The 13,886-nt window shown below is 31.7% G+C and carries 9 protein-coding genes; all 9 read right to left on the bottom strand.

All coding sequences use genetic code 11. The annotated features are described in order from the left end of the window. Nucleotides 1-45 precede the first annotated feature (45 nt). Nucleotides 46-2,682, bottom strand: coding sequence for a T9SS type A sorting domain-containing protein (locus tag ACKTTQ_RS08200; RefSeq protein WP_408048920.1), 2,637 nt, complete (start codon nucleotides 2,680-2,682; stop codon nucleotides 46-48). 103 nt (nucleotides 2,683-2,785) lie between these two features. Then, nucleotides 2,786-6,532: a cobaltochelatase subunit CobN gene (cobN, locus tag ACKTTQ_RS08195; RefSeq protein ID WP_408048919.1), complete on the bottom strand. Its 3,747-nt coding sequence runs from the start codon at nucleotides 6,530-6,532 to the stop codon at nucleotides 2,786-2,788. Between the two features lie 63 nt (nucleotides 6,533-6,595). Next, a complete protein-coding gene (cobW, locus tag ACKTTQ_RS08190) occupies nucleotides 6,596-7,672 on the bottom strand; it encodes a cobalamin biosynthesis protein CobW (protein ID WP_408048918.1) in 1,077 nt (358 codons plus the stop codon). A 64-nt stretch (nucleotides 7,673-7,736) separates the two neighbouring features. After that, on the bottom strand, nucleotides 7,737-8,327 hold the full coding sequence (locus ACKTTQ_RS08185; protein ID WP_093871582.1) for a cob(I)yrinic acid a,c-diamide adenosyltransferase: 591 nt from the start codon (nucleotides 8,325-8,327) through the stop codon (nucleotides 7,737-7,739). Then, nucleotides 8,324-9,640 carry a cobyrinate a,c-diamide synthase gene (locus ACKTTQ_RS08180; protein ID WP_408048917.1) on the bottom strand — a complete coding sequence of 439 codons (1,317 nt, stop codon included), beginning with the start codon at nucleotides 9,638-9,640 and terminating at the stop codon, nucleotides 8,324-8,326. The genes ACKTTQ_RS08185 and ACKTTQ_RS08180 overlap by 4 nt, the downstream gene beginning before the upstream one ends. A 10-nt stretch (nucleotides 9,641-9,650) precedes the next feature. After that, nucleotides 9,651-11,294 carry an AAA family ATPase gene (locus ACKTTQ_RS08175; protein WP_408048916.1) on the bottom strand — a complete coding sequence of 548 codons (1,644 nt, stop codon included), beginning with the start codon at nucleotides 11,292-11,294 and terminating at the stop codon, nucleotides 9,651-9,653. Beyond that, on the bottom strand, nucleotides 11,291-12,007 hold the full coding sequence (locus ACKTTQ_RS08170) for a hypothetical protein (protein ID WP_408048915.1): 717 nt from the start codon (nucleotides 12,005-12,007) through the stop codon (nucleotides 11,291-11,293). Before ACKTTQ_RS08170 ends, ACKTTQ_RS08175 begins: the two co-directional genes overlap by 4 nt. Continuing rightward, complete coding sequence (gene cbiD, locus ACKTTQ_RS08165) at nucleotides 12,004-13,089, bottom strand: cobalt-precorrin-5B (C(1))-methyltransferase CbiD (protein WP_408048914.1); 1,086 nt, start codon at nucleotides 13,087-13,089, stop codon at nucleotides 12,004-12,006. Before cbiD ends, ACKTTQ_RS08170 begins: the two co-directional genes overlap by 4 nt. Then, nucleotides 13,080-13,871, bottom strand: a complete 792-nt coding sequence (locus ACKTTQ_RS08160; protein WP_408048913.1) for a precorrin-6A/cobalt-precorrin-6A reductase — start codon at nucleotides 13,869-13,871, stop codon at nucleotides 13,080-13,082. The genes cbiD and ACKTTQ_RS08160 overlap by 10 nt, the downstream gene beginning before the upstream one ends. Nucleotides 13,872-13,886 lie beyond the last annotated feature (15 nt).

The raw sequence follows: 13,886 nt of genomic DNA, 5'->3' as shown, positions 1-13,886 counted from the left end.
TTAAGTTACTTGTGTTTTTTAATTATTGCTAAATTTAGAAGAAAGCTATTCTATAATTATTTTTTTAGTCGCTTTGTTATTGTTTTCATCAGTAATAGTAATTAGGTATATTCCAGCCACAAGTTTAGAAGTATTTAGTGTGGTTTTTTTATTAATGAAAGAAATTTCTTTTTTATGAATCACTCTTTTTCCTTGAAGGGTAAAAACTTCAATGGTTACTTTATTGATTAATAAAGATTCTAAATTGATTGTTACAAAATCCTTAGCAGGGTTAGGGAAAAGTGTCAATGTATTTAAAGTATGATCATTTACACCTAATGATTTCGCTTCAATTTTAAAATCTAAAATTCCTGATCCCCATGAAGCAAAACGAACCGTATTTATAGCGGGAATGTAATCAACATCCATTGCATTGAAAAAACCAATACCTTCCGCTAAAGAATACCATTTTTCATTAGTAACATCAAAAACATAAGGACCAATATCTGTACCTGCAAATACAAATTTACCATTAGGTGTAGCTACCATTCCTCCAGTTTGTGCATCAATTCCACTAGGAAAATCTCCTGTAACATCAATCCAAGTTTGTCCTCCATCTTTTGATAAAATAGCACCAACATTATTGGTACTTGGGCCACAAAATAAAATCCAATTATCGTTAGTAGGTAATACAACTCCACTACCTATATCACCTTTTCCCCAAGATTCATTTGTTAAAGAAAAAGGAGTGTCGGCTGAGGTATTAAATGAAGTCCCCCTATCTGTTGAAATAAATACTTTGCTATCTTGAAGCATGTATAATTTATTTGGATTTCCTGTAGCTTGAGCAAGTGCAGCTACGTGGTTATTACCTTTATTAATTATGTGTGAAGTAATATTTGTACCATCCCAAGTAACTCTATTTAAATCTTGAGCTAAAATCCACATGTTTTTATCTGAATCAGCATGGTCTATATATGTTTGTACCCAACCCATTTCTGATTTTTTGGTAAAACTAACAGAATTCTCTTCTTTAAAAAGGGAGTTGATTTTTCCTATAGATTGAAAACTTCCAGTATTACTATATATCTTTACCGGAGCATATACTTTTTTACCTTCTCGTTGCCATTTCCAAGCATGTTTACCATCATAACTATCTATTGGAGGTCCATCACCTCCAATACTTTGGTAAAAATCTAGTGTTTCATTGTTCGTATCACTTATAATACTTCCACTTCCTTGATCTTGAGTGCTATAGTAAATGTGATTTGGATTGTTAGCGCCTGTAAAAATATTTTCTCTATAAATTAAAGGATTTATGGTATTTAATACATTTAAATTAATGTAGTGAGCATTGGCATATCCTGAATTATCAAATGCTGTACCTTCATTAGGAAAGCTTTTCCATTCTTTATAAGAAATAAAAATACCGCCATCTGAACATCTAGCAGAAAACAAATCGCCAGAGCTATTGTAAAAAAAGTGCGAAGCTTGAAAATCTGGATGATAATTAAATCGAATCCTATTATAATAGTCTTCAGCCTTTAAATGTGTTCCATTTTGATATCTTCCCCAGCCACTGGTTGTTGACAAATCGGTATCTAGTTTATCTAAAGAAATTACTGGTTGTGCATATCCTGCAATAGAAATATTTGGATTTTCTGGGTGTACAGCAAAGAATTTACCTGGTGACATTTTTCCAGTTCTATCTCCGTACCAATTTCCTTTCGGTGATTTACTAGTCCAAGTTTTACCATGATCAGTAGATACCCAATAGTTTTTGTTTTCAGTAATATAAAGAACTCTACTATCACCTCCAATACTAAATTGACGATTACCATGACTATTTATATAAGTTCCTGATAATGTAAAATCAGTTTTAGCGTTGTTTAATTGATAAAAAGAACCATTTCTAGCTAAATAAACTGTATTAGAATTTGGTTGTGCTGAAAACCTTGGAGTATATAAAAAACTACTTTTTTTAGGAGAACCGTAATCTTTTAGTAGAGTAAAGTTAATTCCTTTATCGGTAGATATGTATATTTTTTGACCATTAGTTACATATATAGTATGATTGTCTTGTCTGTTAATAGCAGAACTTGTATTAGCATCAGGTAATCCATTAGAGCGAGCCCAAGTGGTTCCTTCATCATCTGAATAGTATAAAGGACCATTTTCAATGTGTGCTATTAATCGGGTAGTAGCTCCAATTTTAAAAGCAAATAAGTTTTGATACCTGTTTGGCCAATTAGCAGTAAGTAATGTAAAATCGTCACCGCCTTTCCCTGTTTTTGGGTTGTATACAGTTCCTTTAAAAATATAAGCTTTTGAATTAAACTCACCAGCGTAGTGATTGTGAGTTACTCCATAAATAATATCGGTACCTTCTAACATCTCAGCAAATTTAAAGGCGCCAGGCATATTTTTAGGACCTCTATTTATCCAAGAACCGTTTAAATTACCATTCGCATAACTAGTAGAACTTCCTTTTTTATGGTTAAATTTTTTAGCAGAAGTAGTTAGCTTTTGTAATATCTTTTGATGCCTAGCAGCTTGAGCCTCTGTCCAGATGGCATATTTATCAGGGTTCTCTTCTTTTTTTTCTTTTTTATGCTTTTGAGGAATACTTACGGAGTCTTTTTTCTCAAGTTTACAAGAGAAAATAATCATCAAAGTAAGTAAGTAAATACTTAATTGTCTCATAATAAAAGGGGATAGGGGTTAAAGCAATAAAGGTAATTTATTTTTTAATAACTATTTTAATAAATTGTTTATCGAATAATATGTATTGATATAAATAACTTCTTTATTCAGTGATAGCATCTGATTTTTTATAAATTTCCTTTAATTCATGTACGATTTCTTCTGAAGGATTTTCCCACATTCCTCTTTGAACAGCTTCTAACATTCGTTCAGACATATCTTTTAAAGCCCAAGGATTATGTTCTTCTATAAAAGCTTTATTTTCATCATTAAACAAATAATTTTCAGTAATTTGTTCATACATAAAATCTTCTATTAAATTGGTAGTAGCATCATAAGCAAAAAGATAATCCATAGTAGCTGCCATTTCAAAAGCACCTTTATAGCCATGTTCTCGCATACCTTGCATCCATTTTGGATTGACTACTCGAGATCTAAAGACTTTTAATAATTCTTCTTTTAAAGATTTTACCTTCGGATTATCAGGTCGGGAATGATCTCCAAAATAAGTTTCAGGTTGTGATCCTTTTATGGTGTTAACAGCAGCTGTCATTCCTCCTTGAAATTGATAATAATCATCAGAGTCTAAAATATCATGTTCTCTATTATCTTGGTTCTGCATAACCACTTCAATAGAGGATAATCGTTTTTTAAAAGTTTCATGAGCAGACTTACCACTGTTGTTTTTACCAAAGTAAGCATAACCACTCCAATTGATATAAGCCTGGGCTAAATCATCTGAAGTCGTCCAGTTTTTTCCATCAATTAAGCCTTGTAATCCAGCGCCATATGCACCAGGTTTTGAACCAAACACACGATATAAAGCTCGTTCATTGGCTTGCTTGTCATCTAATCCTTGGTTTTGCCATTCTTTCCTTTCAGCAGCTACACGTTTTTTTATAGGGTTTTGTTCATCAGTTTCATCTAATTCTGCCACTTTTTCAATAGCAGCATTAAATAGGGAAATTATATCAGGAAAAGCATCTCTAAAAAAGCCAGAAATACGTAACATTACATCTATTCTTGGTCTTTTAAGTTCTAGAATTGAAAGCACCTTGAAGTCTTTAACCCGTCGGTTACTTCCTTGCCAAATAGGTTTAACTCCTATTAAAGCTAGTGCTTGTGCAATATCATCACCGCTAGTTCGCATGGTAGACGTTCCCCAAACAGATAAACCAATAGAAGTAGGGTATTCTCCGTTTTCTTGTAAGTAACGATCAATAATATTCTGAGCACTTTTTTGACCTAATTGATACGCGGTTTCAGAAGGAATAGTACGTACATCAACTGAATAAAAATTTCTTCCAGTAGGTAAAATATCTAATCTACCTCTGGTTGGCGCACCAGAGCCACCTGCAGGAACATACTGTCCATTTAACCCTTTAATTAAATTTCCAATTTCATTACTTGTTTTCTGTAATACTGGTAGAGTATGTAATTTTATATAATTAATCAATTCATGAGTAGATTCTCCAATTTTAGGAATGGTATTTCCACATATTAATTGACTAATGATGTTTTTAGATTTATTTTCTAAAAGTTCAACAGCTTGCCCGAAGGTTCTACAAGAAATACCAAAAATCTCTTTTTTAAATATATCAGAATAGGTAACGTTAATTGGGTCGAAATTAAGTTGTAAATCTTCAGATAAACATTGTGTAATTCCTTTTAAGCCTCCTTGAGGTAAACGATGTAAGGCAACAATTAAATCGACTAATTTTTCTTGTCGGGGTAATTTTCCTAAAATATGTAAACCACCTCTAATTTGTGATTCTTTTAATTCACACAAATAACCATCTATAACCTCTAATAAAGCGTCAATATCTTTTCCATCTTGATTTAAATCAGTTTTTAGATGGGTTTCATTTACAAGGTTTTCAATCTTAGTTTTAATCAATGTAGCACGCTTTCTATCAACTAAGGCCGATTCGTAAAACTCATCAATTAAAAGCTCTAACTTTAGTAAATCACCATAATTCTCAGCTCGTGTCATTGGCGGAATTAAATGGTCTAATATTATAGCTTGATTTCTTCTTTTAGCCTGTGTTCCTTCTCCTGGATCATTAATTATAAAAGGATAAAAATGAGGAATCGGCCCTAAAATAGCAGCTGGAAAACACGTTTCTTTACTCAAGGCAACGCTTTTTCCAGGAAGCCACTCTAAGTTTCCGTGCTTACCAATATGCACTAAAGCATCTGCTTTAAAATGGTGTTGTAACCAAATGTAATACGCCAAATAAGCTGGAGGAGGAGGTAAGTCTGGTGAATGATAACTTGCTTGTAAATCTAAATTATAACCTCTACTAGGTTGAATACTAACAAAAATATTTTTAGATAAAAACCCAGGAATTAAAAAAGCGCCTTCTTTGTAATTAGGAGATTCATTTGGTTGTCCCCATTGTGCTTCTACAGTATTTCGAAGTGTTGGAGATAATTGATTGTAATATTCATAAAAAACACTTTCTTCTAAACGAATTGTTTTACGCTCATTTAAAGTATTTATAGTCTCTACATCATTGGTAACAGCATCGGTTAATTTATTTATAAGTTCGTTAGTTGTTGTGGGGTAATTAGCAGCTAATTCGTAATGTTCATTAGCTAATTGCGCTAATATTTGCAAAGTACTTTGTGGAGTATCTAAACCAACACCATTTGCTAAACGGCTATTTTTATTAGGATAATTTGGTAAAACTAAAGCGATTTTCTTTTCTGAATTATTTTTATTCTGAAGATTTATCCAAGCTTTTGCCATTTTAGCAACAAATTGGCAGCCTTCAATATGTGGTACATAAGAAACAACTTCAGAATCGGTTAAAGTGTCTTTTTCTATGGATTCTTTAAATGAAATAACTTTAGAGATAATTTTACCATCCACTTCTGGTAGGGCAATATTCATTGCAATATCAGTAGGAGGTAAGCCGAAATTTCCTTCTAACCAACTTTCACGATTACAACTTCCCATGATTGCTTGGATAACAGGAACATTAAAAATAGCAAACAAACTTTGTGTGGTGTCATGAAATCCTTGTACGCTAAACCCAGTAGTATTTATAATAACCTGAGGGTTTTTTAGGTGATTTTTTTTAAGTAAGTCGAATATTTGTTGCTGAATATCATGCTCACGATAGCCAGCAGCCATTAAAACAACAGCTGAAATGCCTTGTGTTTCTAATGCATTAATAAGACTGTGTATAGGTGCTAAATTATTAGATAAATAGTAGCTTCGGTATCCAAAAATAATGACTTGTTTTTGGTTACTTTTTGATTTTATTGTAGTATAAATTCCTTCTTTAGGGTGATATAAAAATAAATCAGGAATCGTTTTAATAGCATTAGGTATTATTTCTACATCACTAATTCTATTACTAATTAATTGTAAAGCGGATTGACAATTTTCTATACCACCTGACTGGATGTATTTCCAAATTAAATCAACATTTTTTAACGGAATGTTAGAAGATTGCATTAACTCTAAATCTGGTTTGTTATCACCAGGTAAGAATATTAATTTGATGTTATTTTCTTGACAACAATCAGTTACAGCTTCACATAAATAATTATAATAGGCTTTTCCTCCTAAAAGTTTAAGTACAACAATTTTAGCGGAAGAAATTACCTCATCAACATACGTATCTATAGTTAATTCTTGTTTAAAGTAACTAAGATTAGCAAACCGAAATGAAGGTGCATTTTCTACAGAATTATGTACTAATTTGTAGGCATTATTCATCATAAATAAATCAGAATCTGCTGAAGATAAAAAAACAATATCTCCAGGAGATTGATCGATGTAAAATACTCCTTCATCGTTAGGATTCCAGCCGCCCGGTATGGTAGAAATTAAATGCACGCTTTATATTTTTTATGAAACCTAAATACTATTTATTGATATAATAGAAAAGCAAATTATTTATTAATGAGAATGCCCGTGACTGTGACTATGACTATCCGAATGAACATGAGTAATCACTTCATTTTTTTCAGTCAATTCTATATTTTTACCAATAACAACGATACTTGTTTTACGCTCTTCATTAGCTCCCCAAGGTCTTTCAAAATAATAATCGAAACGAGAACCTACACCTTGTAAAACCATGCGCATAGGTTTGTTAGGAATGTTAACAAAACCTTTAATTCTATAAATTTCATGTTTTTCTACCAATGCTTTTAAATCATTTACTAAAGCTTTAATATCTGCTGTTTCAGAATACTCTAACAAAATAGTTTTAATATCATCATTATGATGGTGGTGATTTCCTGACTTATGATGCTCTTCGTGAATAGAATGACGATTATCTACATCATCTTCAGCAGAAGCTTCAATACCTAACAATAAACTATTATCTAACGTTCCATTTTCTACAGGTATAATTTTAGTATTTGGTCTTGCTTTAGCGGTTACTATTTTAGTTATCTCTTCAAATTTTTTATCGTCAACTAAATCTCTTTTGCTTACTAAAACTAAATCAGCACATGATAATTGATCTAAAAATAACTCCTCAATAGGTGTTTCATGATCTAAAGAATCATCTGCTAAACGTTGTGCTTGCACACGTTCTCTGTCACAAATTTCACCTGTTGCAATTCCTACAGCATCTACTACTGTAATCACTGAATCTATAGTTATATGAGGTTTTAAATCTGGCCAATTAACAGCTTTTACTAAAGGTTTAGGCATTGATAAACCTGAAGTTTCAATAACGATGTGGTCAATTTCTTCTTTACGTTCTAATAATTGTAACATAGAAGGTAAAAACTCTTCTTGTACAGTACAGCAAATGCAACCGTTTGGTAGTTGTACTAAATTACAATCGTCATCACCACATTCTGAGGATGCAATTAATTGCCCATCTACATCTACTTCTCCAAATTCATTAACCAACACAGCAATACGCTTTCCATTGGCATTTCTTAACATGTTATGTACTAAGGTAGTTTTTCCTACACCTAAAAATCCGGTAACGATGGTAATTGGTATTTTCTTATTCATTTTTAAAAATATAAATTGTTACTATTGAATTGTTTTTTTATTTGATTCTGAAATAAGTTCAGAACTATTTTTTAACTGCTTTTTTCTTTCTTTTGTATAAGAAAAGATTCCATTTTTCTTCAGCTACACCATGCTTGTCCATTTCAGCTCTTGCCATGGTAAAGAATAAATCAGACATTCTGTTTACATAACTCATAATATAATCATGTACACATTCAGGATCTTCTTGCATTAAAGTAACCAATTGTCGTTCTCCTCTTCTTACTTGCGTTCTACAAACATGGCAAAGTGCAGATATTTCATTTCCTCCAGGTAGTAAAAAATAGTCAGAAGGAGAACTGATACTGTCTTCCATTTCATCTAACCATTGTTCACAAAATTCAGCACCGTCTTTAGGCTCAGGATTTGGATTTACTTTTTTAGAATCCGACGGGCGTGCTAAATGCGACATCATATTCATCATATCTTTTTGAATACGATGTAAATTTGGTTGCCATTCATGGTCATTTCCTAGTTTAGAGCGTAATAAACCTATGGTAGAATTTACCTCATCCAAGGTTCCAATACATTCAATTCGAGCAGAGTTTTTAAATTCTCTTTTTCCTCCAAAAACGCCGGTACTTCCTTTGTCTCCTTTTCTTGTGTAAATTTTCATATGTCGTTATTTAGTTGGTTAATTAATTGTAATAGTATTTCAGGTGTACCAAAATAATGATGTATGTATGAACCTATTACTTTATTTTTCTTATGAATTTTAGTATCAGTTTTACTATCTCTAGCGTTCAAAACTGTTGCATTTATAGTAGTTTCATTATCGTTTTGTAAACTAGAATAATGAAACTCGTGTCCTTTAAAAATGTGGTTATTTGTTATGGTTGTTCTATAGCCTAAATGCAATTTTTTATTTGCTATGGTCGATTCAAAATCAAAATAATTAACCATTTTAAAAGATTTGTTTTCTTCAGAAATAACAGCTTTCCCTAAATACATCATTCCACCACATTCTGCATAAACTTGGCCATTATTCTCAGCGAATGTTTTGATGCTTTTTAACATCGAAGTATTAGAAGAAAGTTCTTTTAAGTAAGATTCAGGGTAGCCCCCTGGAAGAAATATAAAATCACATTTTGGAATTTCAGAATCATGAATAGGGCTAAAAAAAATAACTTCGCCCAATTGTTTCATAGCATTTATATTATGGGGATAAATAAAATTGAAAGCTTCATCTTTAGCAATAGCAAATGTTATATTTTTAGAAGCTACTGTTTTATGCGTTGAAGTAAGAATAGGTTCCACTTTTTTAGAAATTTCCAAAATAGCATTCCAGTCTAGTGTTTTTTCTAGCTCGGTAGCAATCTCATCAATAATAACGTCAAATTTTTCTATTTGTTGAATATTTAACCCTAAATGCCTTGATGGAATTTCAATATTTTTAAGATTAGCTAAATAACCAAAGCAATTTACATTGATGTCATCACAAGCTTCTTTTAGCATTCTATAATGTCTTTCTGAACCTACACGATTAAAAATAACTCCAATTATTTTAACATCGGTATCAAAATTTATAAAACCTTGAATGAGAGGAGCAACAGAATACGCAACAGCTTTTGCGTCTACAACAAGTATTACTGGTGTTTTGAGTTTTTTTGCTAATTCGGCAGTGCTACCGCTATCCTTTTTAGCCCCATCAAATAACCCCATTACACCTTCAATACAGTTAATATCAGCTTTTTTCCCGTAATGAGATAAGTTATTATTGATATCTTGTTGAGACATCATAAATAAATCTAAATTAACACCAACTTTACCACAAGCTAATTCATGGAATTTTGGGTCAATATAATCAGGACCAACTTTAAAAGGTTGTATTTCTATGTTTTTACGTTTAATTAAACGTAATAAACCTAACGTAATAGTTGTTTTTCCTGCGTTACTATTGGGTGCTGATATGATGAATTGTTTGGTCAAAAAATATAAATTATAAGGTTTCAGTAATTAAAATTTCATAGTTTGCATTAATTCTATTTGAAAATTCTAAAGCTTCTCCAATTTTAACAAATCCTTTTTCTGCATCTATTACTTGTGTGTTCTTTATTCCTTTACAAAATGTTTGAAAAGCCAATACTGTAGCTTCAAGATCGTCTCCAGTATTTAGTTTACCATCAGTAATTATATGAAGATTGTGGTTGTAATCTATGTCAGTAGAAATTGATTTAACTTGTTTAAAACCGGCTTTTAAACTTGTTTTACCTCCAGTTTTAAGTGTTGTTAACACGTTTTCTAATTCTTGTAAAATGCTAGTATAACTTAAAATTAATTGAGCTCCTCCATTAAATAGAGACACAATAGAAAACTGTGTGTTTTGAGTTTTCGAGTTTTCAGCGATTTTATTGACTGCTCCTTTAGCATAAGCTATGATTTGCTCTTTTAACATTGAACCACTAGAATCTATTAAAAAGATATGATGTTGCTTTAAAAGGCTATTTTTTCGTTTCGTTTTCAATTCGAATTTATCAGTTGCTAAATATTGACTTACCGTTTTTTTTGTATCGGTTTCTAGTATAGTACCTTCCTTGTTTAAACCAGCTTTAACTCCTTGCTCAATTGTATTGGTTGTAGTTTCTTTTTGTTTTTGAAACGTGTTTTTAGGAATACGAATATGTATATTTTCTTCTTTTGAAGGATTGTTTTCAGAAGATTGTTCTTGAGATTTATTTTCTTGTTTTTGAGAATCGTTTTGTTGATTAGGGGGTGTTTGTGATTTTCGATGATTTAATACGAAATCAGCAATAGTATCGACAGCCTCTTTAGTTATTTCAGAAATGTTTTGATATGCAGCAAAAGCTCTAGCTGTTTTTACTAATAAAATATCAGCACGTAGCCCTTCTACTTGATGTTTGATCGCTAATTCACTACAATACTCAATAATAGCATCTTCTATTTTTATAGATTTCAATTTTATTTTAGCATTGCTAATTCGCGTAGCTATTTTTTCATTTTGCTCTTTGTATGAATCAATAAATTGCGAAGGATTATCATCAAATTGAAAACGTTGCTTTATGATTTGTTGACGTATTTTTGAGTCGGTTGGTGTTTCTATTAAAACACTCAAGCCAAAACGATCTTTTAGTTGTGGTCTTAGATTTCCTTCTTCTGGGTTCATAGAGCCTACTAAACAAAACCTACTTTTAAAATAATGTGATACACCTTCTCTTTCTAAATAATAATTACCAGAAGCAGCAGCATCTAGTAATATATCAGTAAGGTAATCTTGTAATAAATTAACCTCATCAACATATAAAATTCCTTGGTGTGCTTTTGCCATTAAACCAGGGTTAATGATTTCCTTTTTAGCATTTATCAATTGCTCTAGATCGATGTTTCCAATAAGTCGGTCTTCAGAAACACCAATAGGTAAGTTAATAAAAGGATAATTTTGTTGTTCTCCCATTAAATTGGTTAACGAACGAATTAATGTAGTCTTTCCAGTTCCTTTATCTCCAATAGCTAGTACTCCGCCAATAAGAGGGTCAACTAAATTTAAAATAAGGGCTAGTTTAAAATTATCTTGACCAACAATAGCTGAAAAAGGAAAATTAGTATGTTTTTGATCTTTTATCATAATCCAGAAATACTATTATACAACCATATAACTCCAATAATAGCAGAAGCAACTCCTGCAATACCATTCATCCATTTAAAAATAGCTAAGTTTCGTTCTAAAAAACGACTCATTACTGCTATTAATACATAGCTGTAAACTCCCATTGCTATAATAATACCTAATGATTCAACTACTAGAATTAGAATAGCGTCTGTTACTGTTGTACTACTTAGAACTAATGCAGATGTTAATGCACCTCCAGTACCTGCAAGACCGTGTAACATACCAATCCAGAATGATTTATTCATTGGGTTAACAGCTATTTCTTCTCCTTTAGTACCATGTAAATGTATAGGGTTAGACAGTTCATGCTCATGTGGCTCAATCTTTTTATGATCATTTACCATTTCATTAATAGCATGATTTCTTTTAATGGCTACAACTCCCAACCAAATCATAATAGGCCCAACTGCTAACTCAGCATAGAAAGAAATATCATTTACAAAAAGGGTTGCCATGCTTTTAAATAGTAAGGCAATTCCTCCAAAAAGTAATAAGGTTACAGAATGACCAAAAGCCCATTGTGATGCTTTAAATACAGTTTTGAAGCTGACCTTTTTTTTGTTAATAGCGTTTTCAGTTGCTAGTACTGAAACAGCTGTAACATGATCTGGTTCAAATGAATGTAAAATACCAGCCATTAAAGGCCTAATTAAAGAAGTTAAAGTCATTTTTTAATATGTTTAATAAGGGTTCCGTTTTTATGTATAAGGTAAATAGTTAACTCTACCTGTTTAATTTTTGTATGTGTATGTTGGTAACAATGTTCTAGTAATAATTGAAAGAAAGGGGAGTTTTGTTCAAAATCAAATAATTCAATTAACCTCCCAGCCATGTTTAATTCTTTGATTTTATCAGCTTCATAAAAACCAACTTGACGAGCTAAATCAACGACAAAATCTTTATTCCAGCTGGAAACACAACTATGCGTATCTGTAACTCCTCCAGCTAGTTTTACAGCTTTTCCTAGCATAATACCAATGCTAACTTTTTTAATGGGAGATTTATTTATTTTAGTGAGTGTTTCACCAATCCAATTTCCGTAATGGATAAAAGCATATTCAGGTAAATGATTGAATTTATTAGATAAATACTTTTCACTTCTTGCGCCTGAATTAATAACTAACTCTGAAATGTTATTAGCAATTGCAACATCAATACCTTGTTCTATACTTGCTATATATGAAGAGGAAGAGTAGGGTTTTACGATACCACTTGTACCTAAAATAGACAAACCATTCATGATTCCTACACGTTCATTAAGTGTACGTTTTGCTAACTTTTTGCCATCCGTAACATATACGGTTACCGATACACCACATTCTAAATCATAATCGTGCAATAACTTTTGAATAGCACTAGTAATCATTTTTCTAGGTACAGGATTAATAGCAGGCTCTCCTATAGCAAGTTCCAAACCTTTAAGCGTAACAGTACCAACACCTTCACCTGCGATAAACTGAATTTCTTTTTCTTGCGTTAACTTTAAAATACATCCAATTTCGGCTCCATTTGTTACATCAGGATCGTCACCAGCGTCTTTAATAACTGAACATTTAGCGGTGTTTTCAGTAAACTCACAATGATGAATTGGTATTTCAAGAACTTTATCAATAGGTAAATGAACACTAACTGTATTAATCTTTTTTTGATGAATAATAGCCATCAATCCTGATTTAGCAGCTGCAGTTGCAGAAGTTCCGGTTGTAAAACCTTCTCTTAAGGGACCTTCAGGTACTTTTCTTAATCCCATTTTACAGTAGTGTTATTAGTTAGCGATAATGAACGTTGCGTACTAGTAAGTAAGTTTTCTAACTCAACTACATTAAATACTTGTTGAAAGTAAGGTGGGATTTCTGGTTGTGTGATGATGATGATTTGTGTATCCGTTTTTAAAGCAGCATTAATTTTTGTGCTTAAAAAACCACTGTTTCCTGTTTCTTTTGTTAAGATTAAATCGATAGACTTTGTGTTAATTAAGTCTATTTCTTTTTCCAAATTATCTGAAGGCAAACCTAAGATCAATTGTTTTTCAGGGAAGTTGCTTTCAGCAGCAATAGCTAAGGATTCTGGTCTGTTCAGTATTCTAAAAAAGATAGATTGTTTTTGCCACCAAGGTTTTAATTTTTTAATAGATTGAACACCTGTTAAAGCCAGTATTACCTGATGTTTTTCTAATAACTCACAAGCATCATCATAAGTATTTACATACGATACTAATGGGTTTATTGTTCTTGGAAGTAGTTTTCTACCAAATCGAATAACTGGTATTTGTAAACTTTCTGCTACGTTAGCAATTGTATTATGGAGCAGTTCAGCAAAAGGATGAGAAGCATTAATAATAATTTTCACATCGTTTTCTAGCAGATATTTTTCTAACTGTTTTTGATCTAAAGCTCCATATCTATAATTTGCAATATCATTTTCTTGAAAAGGAATATTTGTTTTTGTTGAGTACACAAAAGGCATCGATTTCTCTTGAAGCAATGTTGCTACTTTTTTACCTTCTGTTGTTCCTCCAAATACTAATATCATTTTCTTCTTATTTAT

This window comes from Tenacibaculum halocynthiae (genome assembly GCF_964512825.1).
Lineage (GTDB): Bacteria > Bacteroidota > Bacteroidia > Flavobacteriales > Flavobacteriaceae > Polaribacter > Polaribacter halocynthiae.
The sequence above is the reverse complement of the archived record's forward strand: the minus strand, read 5'-3'. Positions and strand labels throughout refer to the sequence as shown.

Coding starts and splice junctions, on each gene's coding strand:
- ACKTTQ_RS08160 (WP_408048913.1), bottom strand. CDS start 13,871: ATGATATTAGTATTTGGAGGAACAACAGAAGGTAAAAAAGTAGCAACA.
- ACKTTQ_RS08170 (WP_408048915.1), bottom strand. CDS start 12,007: ATGACTTTAACTTCTTTAATTAGGCCTTTAATGGCTGGTATTTTACAT.
- ACKTTQ_RS08185 (WP_093871582.1), bottom strand. CDS start 8,327: ATGAAAATTTACACAAGAAAAGGAGACAAAGGAAGTACCGGCGTTTTT.
- ACKTTQ_RS08200 (WP_408048920.1), bottom strand. CDS start 2,682: ATGAGACAATTAAGTATTTACTTACTTACTTTGATGATTATTTTCTCT.
- cbiD (WP_408048914.1), bottom strand. CDS start 13,089: ATGGGATTAAGAAAAGTACCTGAAGGTCCCTTAAGAGAAGGTTTTACA.
- ACKTTQ_RS08175 (WP_408048916.1), bottom strand. CDS start 11,294: ATGATAAAAGATCAAAAACATACTAATTTTCCTTTTTCAGCTATTGTT.
- cobW (WP_408048918.1), bottom strand. CDS start 7,672: ATGAATAAGAAAATACCAATTACCATCGTTACCGGATTTTTAGGTGTA.